Origin of the sequence: Kocuria rosea subsp. polaris (assembly GCF_001483755.1) — a bacterium.
Classification (GTDB): Bacteria; Actinomycetota; Actinomycetes; order Actinomycetales; family Micrococcaceae; genus Kocuria; species Kocuria cellulosilytica.
Window position 1 is genome coordinate 103,342 of sequence record NZ_LQBK01000005.1, and the last position, 15,055, is coordinate 118,396.

14 protein-coding genes and 1 riboswitch are annotated in these 15,055 nt (G+C 73.4%); of the genes, 11 read left to right on the top strand and 3 right to left on the bottom strand.

Features of this window, described 5'->3' with window-relative positions; all coding sequences use genetic code 11:
- Positions 1–28 precede the first annotated feature (28 nt).
- The 3 genes from gcvP to AVL61_RS05415 all read right to left on the bottom strand — a co-directional run bounded on the left by gcvP (position 29) and on the right by AVL61_RS05415 (position 4,032).
- Positions 29–2,899, bottom strand: a complete 2,871-nt coding sequence (gene gcvP / locus AVL61_RS05405; RefSeq protein ID WP_058873333.1) for an aminomethyl-transferring glycine dehydrogenase — start codon at positions 2,897–2,899, stop codon at positions 29–31.
- Positions 2,900–3,049: 150 nt separating this feature from the next.
- Positions 3,050–3,152: riboswitch (glycine riboswitch) on the bottom strand.
- 68 nt (positions 3,153–3,220) lie between these two features.
- Positions 3,221–3,457 (bottom strand): DUF6953 family protein, encoded by a 237-nt coding sequence (locus AVL61_RS05410; protein ID WP_058873334.1) that lies wholly within the window; start codon positions 3,455–3,457, stop codon positions 3,221–3,223.
- Positions 3,458–3,504: 47 nt separating this feature from the next.
- Positions 3,505–4,032 (bottom strand): 2'-5' RNA ligase family protein, encoded by a 528-nt coding sequence (locus AVL61_RS05415; RefSeq protein WP_058873335.1) that lies wholly within the window; start codon positions 4,030–4,032, stop codon positions 3,505–3,507.
- Between the two features lie 118 nt (positions 4,033–4,150).
- On the opposite strand from AVL61_RS05415, the gene AVL61_RS05420 reads away from it, so the two are divergent.
- The 11 genes from AVL61_RS05420 to AVL61_RS05470 all read left to right on the top strand — a co-directional run bounded on the left by AVL61_RS05420 (position 4,151) and on the right by AVL61_RS05470 (position 15,055).
- Positions 4,151–5,260: an ABC transporter ATP-binding protein gene (locus AVL61_RS05420; RefSeq protein ID WP_058873336.1), complete on the top strand. Its 1,110-nt coding sequence runs from the start codon at positions 4,151–4,153 to the stop codon at positions 5,258–5,260.
- Positions 5,257–5,931, top strand: coding sequence for an ABC transporter permease (locus AVL61_RS05425; RefSeq protein WP_058873337.1), 675 nt, complete (start codon positions 5,257–5,259; stop codon positions 5,929–5,931). The genes AVL61_RS05420 and AVL61_RS05425 overlap by 4 nt, the downstream gene beginning before the upstream one ends.
- A complete protein-coding gene (locus tag AVL61_RS05430) occupies positions 5,928–6,599 on the top strand; it encodes an ABC transporter permease (RefSeq protein ID WP_058873338.1) in 672 nt (223 codons plus the stop codon). Before AVL61_RS05425 ends, AVL61_RS05430 begins: the two co-directional genes overlap by 4 nt.
- Before the next feature lie 41 nt (positions 6,600–6,640).
- Complete coding sequence (locus AVL61_RS05435; RefSeq protein ID WP_058873339.1) at positions 6,641–7,579, top strand: ABC transporter substrate-binding protein; 939 nt, start codon at positions 6,641–6,643, stop codon at positions 7,577–7,579.
- 504 nt (positions 7,580–8,083) lie between these two features.
- Positions 8,084–9,982, top strand: a complete 1,899-nt coding sequence (locus AVL61_RS05440) for an amylosucrase (RefSeq protein WP_058873340.1) — start codon at positions 8,084–8,086, stop codon at positions 9,980–9,982.
- Positions 9,983–9,986: 4 nt separating this feature from the next.
- Positions 9,987–10,304 (top strand): DMT family transporter, encoded by a 318-nt coding sequence (locus tag AVL61_RS05445; protein WP_058873341.1) that lies wholly within the window; start codon positions 9,987–9,989, stop codon positions 10,302–10,304.
- The gene (locus AVL61_RS05450; protein WP_058873342.1) at positions 10,294–10,674 is read left to right on the top strand and encodes a DMT family transporter; all 381 of its coding nucleotides are present in this window, start codon (positions 10,294–10,296) and stop codon (positions 10,672–10,674) included. Before AVL61_RS05445 ends, AVL61_RS05450 begins: the two co-directional genes overlap by 11 nt.
- Positions 10,671–11,969, top strand: a complete 1,299-nt coding sequence (locus AVL61_RS05455; RefSeq protein WP_082696981.1) for an MFS transporter — start codon at positions 10,671–10,673, stop codon at positions 11,967–11,969. The genes AVL61_RS05450 and AVL61_RS05455 overlap by 4 nt, the downstream gene beginning before the upstream one ends.
- A 423-nt stretch (positions 11,970–12,392) precedes the next feature.
- Positions 12,393–12,923: an SRPBCC family protein gene (locus AVL61_RS05460; RefSeq protein ID WP_058873343.1), complete on the top strand. Its 531-nt coding sequence runs from the start codon at positions 12,393–12,395 to the stop codon at positions 12,921–12,923.
- Between the two features lie 117 nt (positions 12,924–13,040).
- Positions 13,041–13,661, top strand: coding sequence for a superoxide dismutase (locus tag AVL61_RS05465; protein WP_058873344.1), 621 nt, complete (start codon positions 13,041–13,043; stop codon positions 13,659–13,661).
- 212 nt (positions 13,662–13,873) lie between these two features.
- Positions 13,874–15,055 (top strand): NAD(P)-dependent malic enzyme, encoded by a 1,182-nt coding sequence (locus tag AVL61_RS05470; RefSeq protein ID WP_058873345.1) that lies wholly within the window; start codon positions 13,874–13,876, stop codon positions 15,053–15,055.

The window sequence follows — 15,055 nt, forward strand, 5'->3', positions numbered from 1 at the left end:
GTGCGGTCCGTGGCGGTGCGGCGCCGGATCAGTTCTCGAAGGCCTCGGGGGCCGGGCAGGAGCAGACCAGGTTGCGGTCCCCGGCGGCGCCGTCGATGCGGCCGACCGGCGGGAAGTACTTGTCCTGGCGCAGCTCCGGGACGGGGAACGCGCCCTGCTCGCGGGAGTAGCGGCGGTCCCAGTCGCTCGCGGCCACGACCTCGGCGGTGTGCGGGGCGTGGCGCAGCGGGCTCTCCTCGGCGGTGAGCTCGCCGCGGGCGACCTGCTCGATCTCCTCGCGGATGGTGGTCATCGCGGTGATGAAGCGGTCGATCTCGGCCAGGTCCTCGGACTCGGTCGGCTCCACCATCAGGGTCCCGGCCACCGGGAAGGACAGGGTCGGGGCGTGGAAGCCGAAGTCGATCAGCCGCTTGGCCACGTCCTCGGCGGTCACCTTGGTGCGGGCCGTGAGCGCCCGCAGGTCCAGGATGCACTCGTGGGCGACCAGCCCGTTGTTGCCGGTGTAGAGCACAGGGAAGTGCTCGTTCAGCGCGGAGGCGACGTAGTTCGCCGTCAGCAGCGCCGTCTGCGTGGCCCGGGTGAGCCCGTCGCCGCCCATCATCGCGATGTAGGCCCAGGAGATCGGCAGCACGCCGGCCGAGCCGAACATCGTGGCCGAGATCGGGGCGCCGGCCGCACCGGCGGTCCCGGTGCCGGTGGCGTCGCCGGGCAGGAAGGGGGCCAGGTGGGCGGCCACGGCCACGGGCCCGACGCCGGGTCCGCCGCCGCCGTGCGGGATGCAGAAGGTCTTGTGCAGGTTCAGGTGGGACACGTCCCCGCCGAACTTCCCCGGCTGGGCCAGGCCGACCAGGGCGTTGAGGTTGGCCCCGTCGAGGTACACCTGGCCGCCGGCCTCGTGGACGGCGTCGCAGACCTGGCGCACGTCGGCGTCGTAGACCCCGTGGGTGGAGGGGTAGGTGATCATGATGGCGGCCAGCTGCTCGCGGTGGGCCTCGATCTTGGCGGCGAGGTCGGCATGGTCGATCGTGCCGTCGCCGGCCGTCTTCACCACGACGACCTTCATGCCGGCCAGGACCGCGGAGGCGGCGTTGGTGCCGTGGGCCGAGGCCGGGATGAGGCAGACGGTGCGCTGCTCCTCGCCGCGGGACCGGTGGTAGCCGCGGATGGCCAGCAGGCCCGCGAGCTCGCCCTGGGAGCCGGCGTTGGGCTGGAGGGACACGGCCGCGTAGCCGGTGATCTCCTCCAGACGGGCCTCGAGGTCGGCGATCAGCTCGCGCCAGCCGGTGGTCTGGTGGGCCGGGGCCAGCGGGTGGATCGAGGCGAACTCGGGCCAGCTCATGGCGGCCATCTCGGCGGTCGCGTTGAGCTTCATGGTGCAGGAGCCCAGCGGGATCATCGTCCGGTCGAGGGCCAGGTCCCGGTTCTCCAGGCGCGTCAGGTAGCGCAGCATCTGCGTCTCGGAGCGGTGGGTGGAGAACACCGGGTGGGTGAGGAAGTCCGTGGTGCGCCGCAGCCCCGCGTCCAGCTCGAGCCCGCGCGGCCCGGCGGCGACGGCCGCCGCCGCGTCCGCCACGCCGAAGGCCTCGGCGACGAGCACGAGGTGCTGCTCCGTGGTCGCCTCGTCGCAGGAGATCCCGACGTGGTCGGCGTCGACGTGGCGCAGGTTCACGCCGCGGGCCTCCGCCGCGCGGACCACCTGGTCGGCCCGGCCGGGGACCCGCACGGTGAGGGTGTCGAAGAACTGCTCCGCGACGAGCTCGTGACCGGCCCCCTGCAGCACGGTGGCCAGGGTCCGGGCGCGCTCGTGCACGCGCAGGGCGATGGCCTTCAGCCCGTCGGGGCCGTGGTACACCGCGTACATGCCGGCCACGACGGCCAGCAGCGCCTGGGCGGTGCAGATGTTGGAGGTGGCCTTCTCCCGGCGGATGTGCTGCTCGCGGGTCTGCAGCGCCAGGCGGTAGGCCGCCCGGCCCGTGGCGTCCTTGGAGACGCCCACCAGGCGGCCGGGGAGGTTCCGCTCCAGGCCGGTGCGCACCGCCATGTAGGCGGCGTGCGGACCGCCGAAGAACAGGGGGACGCCGAAGCGCTGGGAGGAGCCCACCGCTATGTCCGCGCCCTGCTCGCCGGGCGGGGTGATGAGGGTCAGGGCCAGCAGGTCGGCGGCGACCGTGACCATCGCCCCGCGCTCCTTGGCCTCGGCGATCACCGCGGCGTGGTCGACGACCCGCCCGGAGACCCCGGGCTGCTGCAGGACCACGCCGGTGATCTCGCCCTCGGGCAGCCCCTCGCGCAGGTCCACGACCTGCACGGCGAAGTCCAGCGCCTCGGCGCGGGCCTGCACCACGGCCAGGGTCTGCGGCAGCGTGTCGGCGTCGACCACGATCGCGCCGTTGCCGCGGGCCTTGTTGGCCCGGCGCATCAGCAGCACCGCCTCGACCACCGCCGTGGCCTCGTCCAGCAGCGAGGCGTTGGCCACCGGCAGCCCCGTGAGGTCGGCGACCATGGTCTGGAAGTTCAGCAGCGCCTCCAGGCGCCCCTGCGAGATCTCGGGCTGATAGGGGGTGTAGGCGGTGTACCAGCCCGGGGACTCCAGCACGTTGCGCAGGATCACCGGGGGCGTGTGGGTGTCGTAGTAGCCCTGCCCGATCATCTGCACGGCGGTGGTGTTGCGGTCCGCGAAGGCGCGCAGCTGCTCGAGCACCTCCTGCTCGCTGAGCGCCTCCGGCAGGTCCAGCGGGGCGCTCTGCCGGATGTCGGCGGGCACGGCGGCGTCGGACAGGTCGTCGAGGTCGGCGCGGCCCACCCGGTCGAGCATGGTGCGGACGGCGTCGGAGCCGGCACCGATGTGCCGGTCGGCGAAGACCGTGGTGGAGGACGTGGTGTCGAGCTGGATCGTCATGAGGAACTCCCGGGTGCTGCACGCCAGGTCGGCGTGGATCGGTTCGAGTTCCTCCCCGCTCTGTCTGGGACCTGAGAGATTCCGCGGCCGGGGGCCGCTTGCACCGTCGGTGAGACCGGCGACGCGCGCCGGGCTGCTTTCCAGAGTTGCCGAACCGTGGTGGTACAGGGGCCTGAGAGTTTCCTGGGGAGGAATTGCTCCTACGGCGCCCGCCGGTCGTGGTGCACCGGCAGGACTCTCCCACCACAGTTCATGGGCGTCTTCTGTGCCTCAGGATAGCCGGATCCGGAAGGGGGTGTCCACCATCACGCGCCCGGCGGCTCAGCCCCGGACGGACCAGAAGCGGCGGTCGCGGTCCCACTGCACCGTGCCGCCGTGGGTCTTGCGGAACGCCGCGAGGACCTCCTTGCTGATCCCGGTGTGTCCGTTCTCCAGGGTCCGGACCCACTCGGGCCCGAAGGTCTCGGGGATGTCCTGGACAGCCTGGTCCTGGGACAGCCGTCCCTCCGTCCGGATGCGGTCGATCATCCAGTCGGCGATGTCCTGTGCGCTCGTCATGCCCCGAGCCTACGCGGGTCCGCGCCGCCGGGCTCCCGGTCCGGCGCTCAGGCCAGCTGCACCACGGTGCGGGCGTCCGCGTCCCAGCGGCGCAGGGCCACCGCGCGCAGCGGCTCGGGGTGCGGGGCCAGGACGTCCAGGGCGGCCGCCACCTGCTCCGGGCGCATCCGGCGCGCCAGGGTGACGTGCGGTGTCCAGGCCCCGGGCTGCGAGGTGCGCGCCTGCCCGGGGACCGCGCCCACGGCGTCGCAGACCCGCCGGTGCAGCTCGAGCAGCTCGGGGGTGGTCACGACCTGCCGGACCACCACGTAGCCGCCCCGGCCCGGGCCGAACAGCAGCACGCCCGCGCTGGCCAGCGGCAGGTCCACGAACCCGGCGGCCGCGGCGACCCGCTCGTCGATCCCCGGCACGGTCTCCGGGGCCAGGGACGGTGCGGCCACCAGGGTGATGTGGGGCCGGTTGGACTCGGAGCGGTGCCGGCCGGAGCTGGGCAGCCCCGCCGCGGTCAGCCGGTCCCAGTCGGCGCGCACGGCCGCCTCGGCGTCCTCGCCGAGCAGCAGCTCCAGGCTGTGCATCGCCCACCTCCTCGCGCGTCGGCCGGAGGCCCCGCGGGTGCCGCTCCGGTGGACGCGAGTCTAGCGGGGCGTCCGAAGCGCTTGCCTATACTGGCCGGACGGCAACGGGAGGACCTCCATGACCGACATCGCGATCCGCTTCGCGGGCGCCGGCAAGACGTACCCGGACGGGACCACGGCCGTCGAGGCCCTCGATCTCGAGATCCCCCGGGGCTCGCTCACCGTGTTCGTGGGGCCCTCGGGCTGCGGGAAGACCACGTCCCTGCGGATGATCAACCGCATGGTGGAGCCCACCTCCGGCACCGTCACGGTGGAGGGCCGCGACGTGACGTCCGTGCCCGCCCACGAGCTGCGCCGTTCCATGGGCTACGTCATGCAGCAGTCGGGGCTCCTGCCGCACCGGACCGTGGTGGACAACATCGCCACCGTCCCGCGGCTCAACGGCGTGCCGAAGAAGCAGGCGCGGGAGCGGGCCCGTGAGCTGCTCGCCACCGTGGGGCTCGACGAGGCCCTGGGGACCCGCTACCCCTCCCAGCTCTCGGGCGGGCAGCAGCAGCGCGTGGGGGTGGCCCGGGCGCTCGCCGCGGACCCGCCGGTGCTGCTGATGGACGAGCCGTTCTCCGCCGTGGACCCCGTGGTGCGCCAGGACCTGCAGCGGGAGCTCCTGGACCTGCAGCACCGCCTGCACCGCACCATCGTGTTCGTCACCCACGACATCGACGAGGCGATCCTGCTCGGCAACCGGGTGGCCGTCTTCGCCACGGGCGGCCGGCTGGCGCAGTACGCCGCCCCGGAGGAGCTGCTGCGCGCGCCCGCCGACGACTTCGTGGCGGACTTCGTGGGCCGGGACCGCGGCTTCCGCTCCCTGACCTTCGACTCGGCCCACGACATCCCCGTGCACCCCGTGGCCACCGTGCGCCCGGACGGCGCGCCGGGCGTGGCCGGGGCCGGGGACGGTCCCGTCCCCGACGGGTGGACGCTGCGGGTCGACGACGACGGCGCCCCGCGCGGCTGGGTGCGGCCCGGCGCGGAGGACGATCCCGTGGTCGGCGGCACCCTGCACCGCCCCGGCAGCTCCCTGCGCAGCGCCCTGGACGCGGCCCTGTCCTCGCCGTCCGGCCTGGCCGTGGTCGTCGACGAGGCCGGCCGGGCGGTCGGGATCATGCAGCCGGGGGAGATCATCGCGGCCATCGAGGACGCGCGGCTCGGCGGACGGGCGCCTCGATGAACTGGACGAGCCGGAACTGGCCCTACGTCCTGGAGCTCACGGGCACGCACCTCGTCCAGTCGGTGCTGCCGCTGCTGCTCGGCGCGCTGATCGCGATCCCGGTGGCCCGGCTCGCGGCCCGCAACCGCACGCTGCGCCCGGTGTTCGTCACGGGCTCCTCGCTGCTCTACACGATCCCGTCGCTCACCCTGTTCGTGGTGCTGCCCCTGGTCCTCGGCACGCAGATCACCTCGGTGGTGAACGTGGTCGTGGCGCTGACCATCTACGTGGTGGCCATCCTGGTGCGCTCCTCCGTGGACGCCTTCGAGTCCGTGGACCGGGACGTCCTGCAGGCCTCCACCGCGATGGGCTACCGCCCGCTGCGGCGCTTCTTCGCGGTCGAGCTGCCGCTCGCCGTGCCGGTCCTGGTCGCCGGGCTGCGGGTGGCCTCCGTCAGCAACATCTCCATGGTCAGCGTGGGCGCCGTCATCGGGGTGCAGTCCCTCGGCACCCTGTTCACCGACGGGCTGCGCCGGTCCATCCTCGAGGAGATCGCGGTCGGCATCGTGCTGACCGTGGTCCTGGCCGTGCTCATCGACCTCGTGCTGCGGGGGGCCGGACACGCGCTGACCCGCTGGCAGCGGGCGGGCGCGGCCCCGGTCCCGCGCGTGCGCCGGGGGGCGGTCGCATGAGCCTCTTCGGCACCGCCCTGGCGTGGCTGACCGACCCCGAGAACTGGTCCGGGGCCGGCGGCATCCCCGCCCGGCTCCTCGAGCACCTGACGTACAGCGGCATGACCCTCGCCGTCGCCCTGGCCGTGGCGGTCCCGCTGGGCCTGTGGGTGGGGCACACGGGGCGCGGGTCCGGCGTCGTCGTCGGCCTCGCGGGCGCGCTGCGCGCCCTGCCCACGCTGGGCCTGCTCACCCTCTTCACCCTGCTGCTGGGGCTCGGGCTGGTGCCGCCGATCATCGCGCTCGTCCTGCTGGCCGTCCCGCCGATCCTCTCGGGCACCTACGCCGGGATCGCGAACGTGTCACCGGCCCTCAAGGACGCCGGGGCGGCGATGGGGATGACCGGGAGCCAGGTGCTGACCCGCGTGGAGGTGCCCAACGCGCTGCCCGTGATCCTGGGCGGGATCCGCAACGCCGCCCTGCAGGTCGTGGCGACCGTGACCGTGGTCGCCTACATCAACCTCGGCGGCCTCGGCCGCTACCTCATCGACGGCCTCGCGGTGCGCGACTACGACCGCATGCTCGGCTCCGTGGTGCTCGTGGCGGTCCTCGCGCTCGCCGTGGACGCCGTCCTGGCGCTGGCGCAGCGGCTGTCCACCTCACCGGGGCTGCGCCTGGCCGCCCCCTGACCGCCCGACCTCCCGTGCCACCGACCGACAGGAGAACCACCATGACCACCGCTCCCGCGCTCCGCCGCCGCGCCGCCGCCCCCGCCGCGGGCGCCGCCCTCCTCCTGGGCCTCACCGCCTGCGGGGGCGGCGGCGACCCCCTCGCCGGGGACGGGGGCTCCGGGGACGGCAGCACCGAGACCGTGACCGTGGGCTCCGCCGACTTCCCGGAGAGCCAGATCGTGGCCGAGCTCTACGCAGGGGCGCTGGAGTCCGCCGGGATCGGGACGGAGACGTCCCTGGGCATCGGGGCCCGCGAGGCCTACGTGGGGGCGGTGCAGGACGGGTCCGTGGACGTGGTCCCGGACTACTCCGGCAACCTGCTGCTCTTCGCGGACCCGGAGGCCACCGCGAGCTCCGCCGAGGAGATCATGGACGCCCTGCCCGATGCCCTCCCGGAGGGGCTCACCGTGCTGGAGCCGGCCGAGGCGCAGAACAAGGACGCGATGGTGGTCACCCCGGAGACCGCCGAGCAGTACGGGCTGACGAGCATCGCCGACCTGGCGGAGGTCTGCGACCAGCTCGTGATCGCCGGCCCGCCCGAGTTCGCGGAGCGGGCCTACGGCCTCGACGGCCTCGAGCAGAACTACGGGTGCGTGCCGAAGTCCTTCGAGCCGATCAACGACGGCGGCGGGCCCCTGACCGTCGAGGCACTGCTCAACGGCGACGTGGACGTCGCCGACATCTTCACCACCACCCCGGCGATCGCCGACAACGACCTCGTGGTGCTGGAGGACCCGGAGAACAACTTCATCGCCCAGCAGGTCCTGCCGCTGGCCGCGGCGGACCGGCTGCCCCAGGAGGCGGTGGACGCCCTCAACGAGCTGTCCGGCAAGCTCAGCACCGAGGACCTCATCGACCTGAACCGCAAGGTCAGCGGCGACCAGCCGGTCAGCCCGGCCGCGGCCGCCGAGGAGTGGCTCTCCGCCAACGGCTACTGAGCCCGGCCGCCGGGCCCGCCCCGTGCCCCGGCCGCCGCGCCACCGGGGCACGGAGGCCGGGCGCTCCCGTCGGCGTGTGCGGGGGATGCCGGCGCGGCCGGCGACGACGGTGCCGTGGCGGCCGCGCTGCACAGGGTTCTCCACACGCACAGCGGCCCGTCCCGGAGGCCCGGGCGGCCGGCCGGCCCGCGACGGCGCGGCGCCGCCGGGCCCGCTCCACAGTGTCCCCAGGACTCGTCCACACCTGTGGACAACTCTGTGCACAGGGATGTGGAGGCACGCCCGGTCATCCGGTGAAAAGCCGGGGGCGCATCAGTATGCTGAGGGGCGGACCGCTCCCGCCCGCCGGCGGGGGACAGGATCCAGACCATCCGAGGGCTCGTCGTCAAGGAGGATCTCGAGTTCGGAGACCGCCTCACCCCAGGGGTGGACGACCGAAGGAGCAGTGTGCCGAACACCAGTACGCCCGGAATCCCGGGCCTGTCGCCGGAGAACCAGGCACGCGTGATCACCGCGTGCGTACGCCAGAAGGTGCAGGAGGGCCGGCCGGCGGACCTGCCGGGCACGGGGTGGGCGGACTTCGACCGCCGGTTCGACGAGCACTTCCCCCGGCTGACGCTGCTCTTCGCCGAGGTCTACGGCCACCGCGAGGACTTCCTCGAACAGCTGACCGGGCTCGGGCTGCAGCTGGCCCGCTCGTGGGCCGAGCGCCCCGACGACCTCAAGGCCCTGGACGCGCGGCGCGAGCAGGACCCCGCGTGGTTCGGCGCCCGGCAGATGCTCGGCGGGGTCTGCTACGTGGACCGGTACGCGGGGAACCTGCAGGGGATCCGCGAGCAGATCCCCTACTTCCGGGAGCTGGGCCTCACCTACCTCCACCTCATGCCCCTGTTCGAGGCGCCGGAGGGCAACTCGGACGGCGGCTACGCGGTGTCGTCCTACCGCCGCGTGGATCCGGCGCTCGGGACCATGGAGGAGCTCGCCGAGCTGAGCCGCGAGCTGCGCCGGAACGGGATCAGCCTGGTCCTCGACTTCGTCTTCAACCACACGTCCGACGAGCACGAGTGGGCGCGCCGGGCCGCCGCGGGGGAGCGGGAGTACGAGGACTACTACTGGATCTTCCCGGACCGCACCGTCCCGGAGCAGTTCGAGCGCACCACCCGGGAGATCTTCCCGGACGACCACCCCGGCTCCTTCACCCGGATCCGCGCCACCGAGGAGGACCCCCGGTGGGTGTGGAGCACCTTCTACTCCTTCCAGTGGGACCTCAACTACACCAATCCCGCCGTCTTCCGGGCGATGGCCGCCGAGCTGCTCTTCCTCGCCGCCCAGGGCGTCGAGGTGCTGCGCATGGACGCCGTCGCGTTCATCTGGAAGCAGCTGGGCACCACGTGCGAGTCCCTGCCCCAGGCCCACGTGCTGCTGCGCGCCTACAACGCGCTGTGCCGGATCGCCGCGCCGGCCGTGCTGTTCAAGTCCGAGGCCATCGTCCACCCGGACGAGGTCGCCCGGTACGTCGAGCCCGGCCAGTGCCAGCTCTCGTACAACCCGCTCCAGATGGCCCTGACCTGGGAGGCGATGGCCACCCGTGAGCCGAAGCTGCTGGCGCAGGCCCTCGAGGAGCGCCACGCCCTCCCGCCCGGCACGGCGTGGGTGGACTACGTGCGCGGCCACGACGACATCGGCTGGACGTTCTCGGACGAGGACGCCGCCCGGCTCGGCGTGGACGGCCACGACCACCGCCGCTTCCTCAACGCCTTCTACACCGGACGCCACCCCGGCAGCTTCGCGGACGGCGTCCCGTTCCAGGAGAACCCCCGCACGGGGGACTGCCGCGTGTGCGGGACCACGGCGTCCCTGCTCGGCCTCGCCGAGGACCCTGGGCCCGCGGTGGACCGCGTCCTGCTCGCGCACTCCGTCGCGATGAGCACCGGCGGCATCCCCCTCCTGTACCTGGGGGACGAGGTCGGCCAGCTCAACGACCCCGCCTGGAACGAGGACCCGGCCCACGCCGGCGACGCCCGGTGGGTGCACCGCCCGCCGCGGCCCGTCCAGGACTACGAGCGCCGCCACGAGCTGTTCTCCGTGCAGGGCCGGATCTTCGGGGGCATCCGCCGGATGGTCGAGCTGCGCCGGAACTCCCCGGAGTTCGACGGCAACACGCTCGTCCCGTTCGACTCGCGCAATCCCCACGTGCTGGGCTACCAGCGCCCCGGCGGCAACACCGTGGTGCTGTGCCTGGCCAACTTCTCCGACTGGTCCCAGTTCGTCACGGGCGAGACCCTCTCCGGGTTCCTGCCCCAGGCCGTCGAGCTGCACGGCAACACGGAGCTCGACCTGCGGCACGGACTGCTGCTCGACGCCCACGGGTTCCTCTGGATCCGCGTGGTCCCGAAGCACTGACCCCGTGAGCGCGTGGCTGGTGCTGGTGCTCTCGGGCGTCCTCGAGGCGGTGTGGGCCTCCGCGCTCGCGGCCTCGGACGGGCTGCGCCGTCCCGTGCCCGCCGCGGTGTTCGTCGTGACGTCCGCCGTGAGCCTGGCCGGCCTGGCCCACGCCATGGCCGAGCTGCCCACGGGCACGGCGTACGCCGTCTGGGTGGGCATCGGCGCGGCCCTGACCGTGGCCTGGTCGATGCTGACCGGCCGTGAGTCCGCGACCCCCCTCAGGATCCTGCTGGTGCTCGGCATCGTCGGCTGCGTGATCGGGCTCAAGGTTGTCGGCTGAGCCCGGGCCGGCCGTGCGGGACCGGCGCGCCCGCGCCTGGGCCCTGCTGGTGCTCAGCGGGGTCCTGGAGGCGGTCTGGGCCACCGCGCTGGGGACGGCCGAGGGCTTCTCCCGGCCGGGCCCCAGCCTGCTGTTCGCCGTGTCCCTCGTGCTGAGCATGCTCACCCTGGCGCGCGCCGCCCGGGTGGTGCCGATGGGCACCGCCTACGCCGTGTGGACGGGCATCGGCGCCGTGCTCACGGTCGCGTGGGCGGCCGGCACCGGGCAGGAGCAGCTCTCCTGGGCGAAGGCCCTCTTCCTGGCGGGGATCGTCGCGTGCGTCGTGGGCCTGCACGCCGCCGACCGGCCGACCGGAGCGGAGAGCGGGTGAGCCGGGACCGCGGGGCGGGCGCACACCTCATGCTCGTGCTCACCGCCACGATGGCGGTGGGCCCGCTGCTGACCCACAGCCTCTCCGCGATGAGCCCCCTCGTGATCCAGGACCTGCAGCTCACGGAGACGCAGTTCGGGCTGCTCGCCACCACGACCTTCCTCGTGGCCGCCCTCACCGCGGTGCGCACGGGCCGCTGGGCGGACCGGCTGACCGCCCACACCCTGCTGGTCGTGATGTTCGGCGGGGCCGCGCTGGCCATGCTGCTCACCGCCGCCGCGCCGGGCTACACCGTGCTGCTCCTGGCCATGGTGCTGTCGGGGCTCGGGCAGGTCATGGCCAATCCCGCGACCAACCGGCTCATCCGCCTGCACGTGCCCGCCGCACGGCGTGCGAGCTGGCTCGGGATCAAGCAGGCCGGCGTGCAGGCCTCACAGCTCGTGGCGGGTCTGACCTTCCCCGCGCTCGGCCTGCTGCTCGGCTGGCGCACCGCCGTCCTGGTGGCGGTGGGCGTGGTGCTGCTCCTGCTCGCGCACGGCTGGTGGACGGTCCCCGACAACCACGCGGGCACCCCGGCGGGGCGCCCGCCCCGGACGGCGTCCCGGTCCGGGACGGCACCGCGGTCCCGGACCCGGGCGGCCCTCACCTCCTGGGCGCCCCTCCGGTCCCGGGCCGCCCGCCGCTCCCGGAGCGCGCCGGCGCCCCCGTCCCGGCCCCCGATGCCCGGCGTCGTCCGCGCGTACGCGGCGGCCGCGGCCCTCACGGGGCTGGGGGCCCAGGCCGCCAACGTCTACCTGCCGCTGTACGCGCACCGGGAGCTGGGCCTCGACGTCGTCACCGCCGGGGCCACCGTGTCCGTCTCCGCGCTCGTGGGCATCGCCTCGCGCGTGCTGTGGGCCCGCGTGATGGACCGCCCGCGCGCGGACGGCTTCGTCCTGCTCGCCGGCATGGCCCTGGGGGCCGCGGCGAGCGCCGTGCTCCTGATCCTGGCACCCCTGCACCCAGGACTCGCGTGGGCCGTGTGGCCGGCGGCCGTCCTGCACGGAGGCGCGGCGCTCGCGGTGAGCGTGGTGGTGATGTCCGGGGCGATGCGCGCCGTGCCCGCCGAGCGGGTGGGGGCCTCCACCGGCGTGGTGACCATGGGTCTGTACGGCGGCTTCTGCGCCGGCCCGCTCGTCCTCGGCGGTCTGCTCCAGCTCACGGGCTCCTTCGCGGTGGGCTGGGCCGTGGTGCTCGCCGGCTACCTGGCCTGCGCGGGGCTCGCCGTCCTCGTGCGCTCGCGCGCACGCCGCTAGGACGTCCCCCGTCCGGGGGTGTGCCCGCCGGACCGCGCCCCGGTGACGTCCCCGTTCCGGCGGGCCGGGAGGCCCAGTGCGACTCTCCGTGACGTCCGGCACCGGCCTTCTCAACAGCTTCTCCACAGGCGTTGTCCACAGCGTGGATAACTTCCATTCGTGGAATTACGGCGTGGAACGCTCGGCGGAACCCGTCCTCACCTGCGACGGCGCGATTCCGGGCGAGCAGGGCGTACGAGTGTTCGATCTTTGCACACGGTCCTCCACACCTGTGGACAACGTTCTCCACCCCCTGTGCACGCGGTGGGGGAGTGGCGCGGTGGACCACGGGTGAGGTAGTTGTGTGCACATGCGAATTCGATCCGTCCGTGCGCGACGCCCGTCCGAGCCGGGGGCGGACCCGACCGGGGACCAGGGGTCGCGGTGCTGACGGGCGCCACGACGTTCCGGCTGGTGGACACCGCGGTGGTCGCGGCGGATCCGCCGCTGGTGGAGCGCTTCCTGCTCGACCCCGGGTGCCTGCGCCGCTGGAACCCGATCCCGGAGCGGAACTACCAGGTCAGCACGGCCGTGCTCCAGCTCGGCACGTCGATCGAGTCCACGGTCCGCGTCGGTCCCCTCCGCTTCGGCTTCGTCAACATCGTCTCCGACCACGTCCCGGGCCGGCGCCTGGGGATGCGCACCACCAGGGGGCTGGTGGACCTGCTCGTCACCATCACCTGGGAACAGGTGGAGGGAGGCACCAGGATCGAGAAGGTCGTCGACGGACGGTTCACGGAGTCGAAGGCCTGGCTCTGGCCCCTGCTCGAGCCGGCCGCCCGCCGGAGCGCCCGCAACGCCCTGGAGACGCTCCGCCGGATGATCGAGACGGACGACTACGAGTTCACGGTCCCGTCCCAGCTGACCCCCCATCCGCCCCGCTGCCCGCTGGAGAGCCCGCCCGACTTCTTCTGAGCCCCCGGCCCCGTGCGCCCGGGAGCGCACCGTACGCTGGTGGCGGAACCTCCTTGACCCCCGCTCGCGCGCGGGACGAGGGTGGAACCACACGACAGCTATCGAAAGGACTCTCCTATGGCCGAGAAGTACACCCTTCCCGATCTCCCCTACGACTACGCGGCGCTCGAGCCCCACATCTCCGCGAAGATCATGGAGCTGCACCACGACAAGCACCACGCCACCTACGTGGCCGGGGCCAACACCGCCCTGGAGAAGATGGCGGAGGCCCGCGCGAACGGTGACGGCGCCGCCGCGGCCAAGCTGTCCAAGGACCTGCAGTTCAACCTGGGCGGTCACGTGAACCACTCGGTGTTCTGGCAGAACCTCTCCCCGGAGGGCGGCGACAAGCCGACCGGTGAGCTCGCCGCGGCGATCGAGGACCACTTCGGCTCCTTCGACGCCTTCCGCGACCACTTCACCTCCGCGGCCACCACGATCCAGGGCTCCGGCTGGGCGATCCTGGCCTACGAGCCCGTCGGCGGGAACCTGGTCATCGAGCAGATGTACGACCAGCAGAACGGCGTGCCGGTCGCCACCATCCCGCTGCTGCAGCTGGACATGTGGGAGCACGCGTTCTACCTCGACTACCAGAACGTCAAGGCGGACTACGTCAAGGCGTTCTGGAACATCGTGAACTGGGCCGACGTCCAGGAGCGCTTCGAGAAGGCGCGCACGGGGGGCCGGTCCATCATCTGATCCCCACCCCGCACCGTCGGCGCCGCGAGCCCGACCCGCGAGCAGAGCCCCCGGACCGCACGGTCCGGGGGCTCTGTGCGGTCCCGGGGTTCTGCGCCGTCCGGGCACCGCGGGGGCGCGGGGCGTCACACGAGCGGGAACCGGGTCCCCCCGGTGGGGCACAATGGCCGGGACCCTGTTCGCACTCAACGACGAGAGCACGAGGAACGCGCATGACCGACGAGAACCAGCAGCCCGGCCCGATCACGTCCGAGGAGATCTTCGCCAAGCACGAGGGCGGGAAGCTCTCCGTGGTCTCGAAGTCCCCGCTGGCCACCCGTCGGGACCTGTCGATCGCCTACACCCCCGGGGTCGCGGAGGTGAGCCGGGCGGTGGCCGCCGACCCGGCCATGGCAAACACCCACACCTGGGCCGGCCGGCTCGTGGCCGTGGTCTCCGACGGCTCGGCCGTGCTCGGGCTCGGGGACATCGGCCCGGCCGCGTCCCTGCCGGTGATGGAGGGCAAGGCCGCCCTGTTCAAGACCTTCGCCGATCTCGACTCGATCCCGATCGTGCTCGACACCCAGGACGTCGAGGAGATCGTGCGCACGGTCAAGCTGCTGCGCCCGTCCTTCGGGGCGGTGAACCTCGAGGACATCTCGGCCCCGCGCTGCTTCGAGATCGAGAAGCGTCTCATCGAGGAGCTCGACATCCCGGTGATGCACGACGACCAGCACGGCACCGCCGTGGTCGTCCTGGCCGCCCTGCTCAACGCCGCGACCCTGGTGGGCAAGGACCTGGAGGGCTTAAAGGTCGTGATCGCCGGCGCCGGGGCAGCCGGCATCGCGATCACCGAGATCCTGCTCGCCCAGGGGATCGCCGACGTGGTGCTGATGGACTCCCGCGGCATCGTCTCGCGGGAGCGCGACGACCTCAACGCGATCAAGGCCGGCTACGCGGCGCGCACCAATCCGCGCGGGCTGATCGGCGGGCCCAAGGACGCCCTGGAGGGCGCCGACGTGTTCGTGGGGGTCTCCGGCGGGACGATCCCGGAGGAGTACCTCACCGAGCTGGCGCCTGAGGCGATCGTGTTCGCCCTGGCCAACCCGGACCCGGAGGTTCTGCCCGAGGTGGCGGCGAAGTACGCCACGGTGGTGGCCACCGGGCGGTCCGACTTCCCGAACCAGATCAACAACGTGCTGGCCTTCCCCGGGATCTTCCGCGGCGCCCTGGACGCCGGGGCGGCCCGGATCACCCCGGTCATGAAGCTGGCCGCCGCGCAGGCGATCGCGGCGATCGCCGCCGAGGACGGCCTGACCGCGGAGCACATCGTGCCCTCGGCCCTGGACCCCCGGGTGGCCCCGGCCGTGGCACAGGCCGTGGCGGCGTGCGTGCAGGAGACCACGGCCGTCTGA

Excerpts from the sequence above, each read along its gene's own strand:
- AVL61_RS05420 (WP_058873336.1), top strand. The coding sequence starts at position 4,151 with ATGACCGACATCGCGATCCGCTTCGCGGGCGCCGGCAAGACGTACCCG.
- AVL61_RS05465 (WP_058873344.1), top strand. The coding sequence starts at position 13,041 with ATGGCCGAGAAGTACACCCTTCCCGATCTCCCCTACGACTACGCGGCG.
- AVL61_RS05410 (WP_058873334.1), bottom strand. The coding sequence starts at position 3,457 with ATGACGAGCGCACAGGACATCGCCGACTGGATGATCGACCGCATCCGG.
- AVL61_RS05415 (WP_058873335.1), bottom strand. The coding sequence starts at position 4,032 with ATGCACAGCCTGGAGCTGCTGCTCGGCGAGGACGCCGAGGCGGCCGTG.
- AVL61_RS05470 (WP_058873345.1), top strand. The coding sequence starts at position 13,874 with ATGACCGACGAGAACCAGCAGCCCGGCCCGATCACGTCCGAGGAGATC.
- AVL61_RS05435 (WP_058873339.1), top strand. The coding sequence starts at position 6,641 with ATGACCACCGCTCCCGCGCTCCGCCGCCGCGCCGCCGCCCCCGCCGCG.
- AVL61_RS05430 (WP_058873338.1), top strand. The coding sequence starts at position 5,928 with ATGAGCCTCTTCGGCACCGCCCTGGCGTGGCTGACCGACCCCGAGAAC.
- AVL61_RS05425 (WP_058873337.1), top strand. The coding sequence starts at position 5,257 with ATGAACTGGACGAGCCGGAACTGGCCCTACGTCCTGGAGCTCACGGGC.
- gcvP (WP_058873333.1), bottom strand. The coding sequence starts at position 2,899 with ATGACGATCCAGCTCGACACCACGTCCTCCACCACGGTCTTCGCCGAC.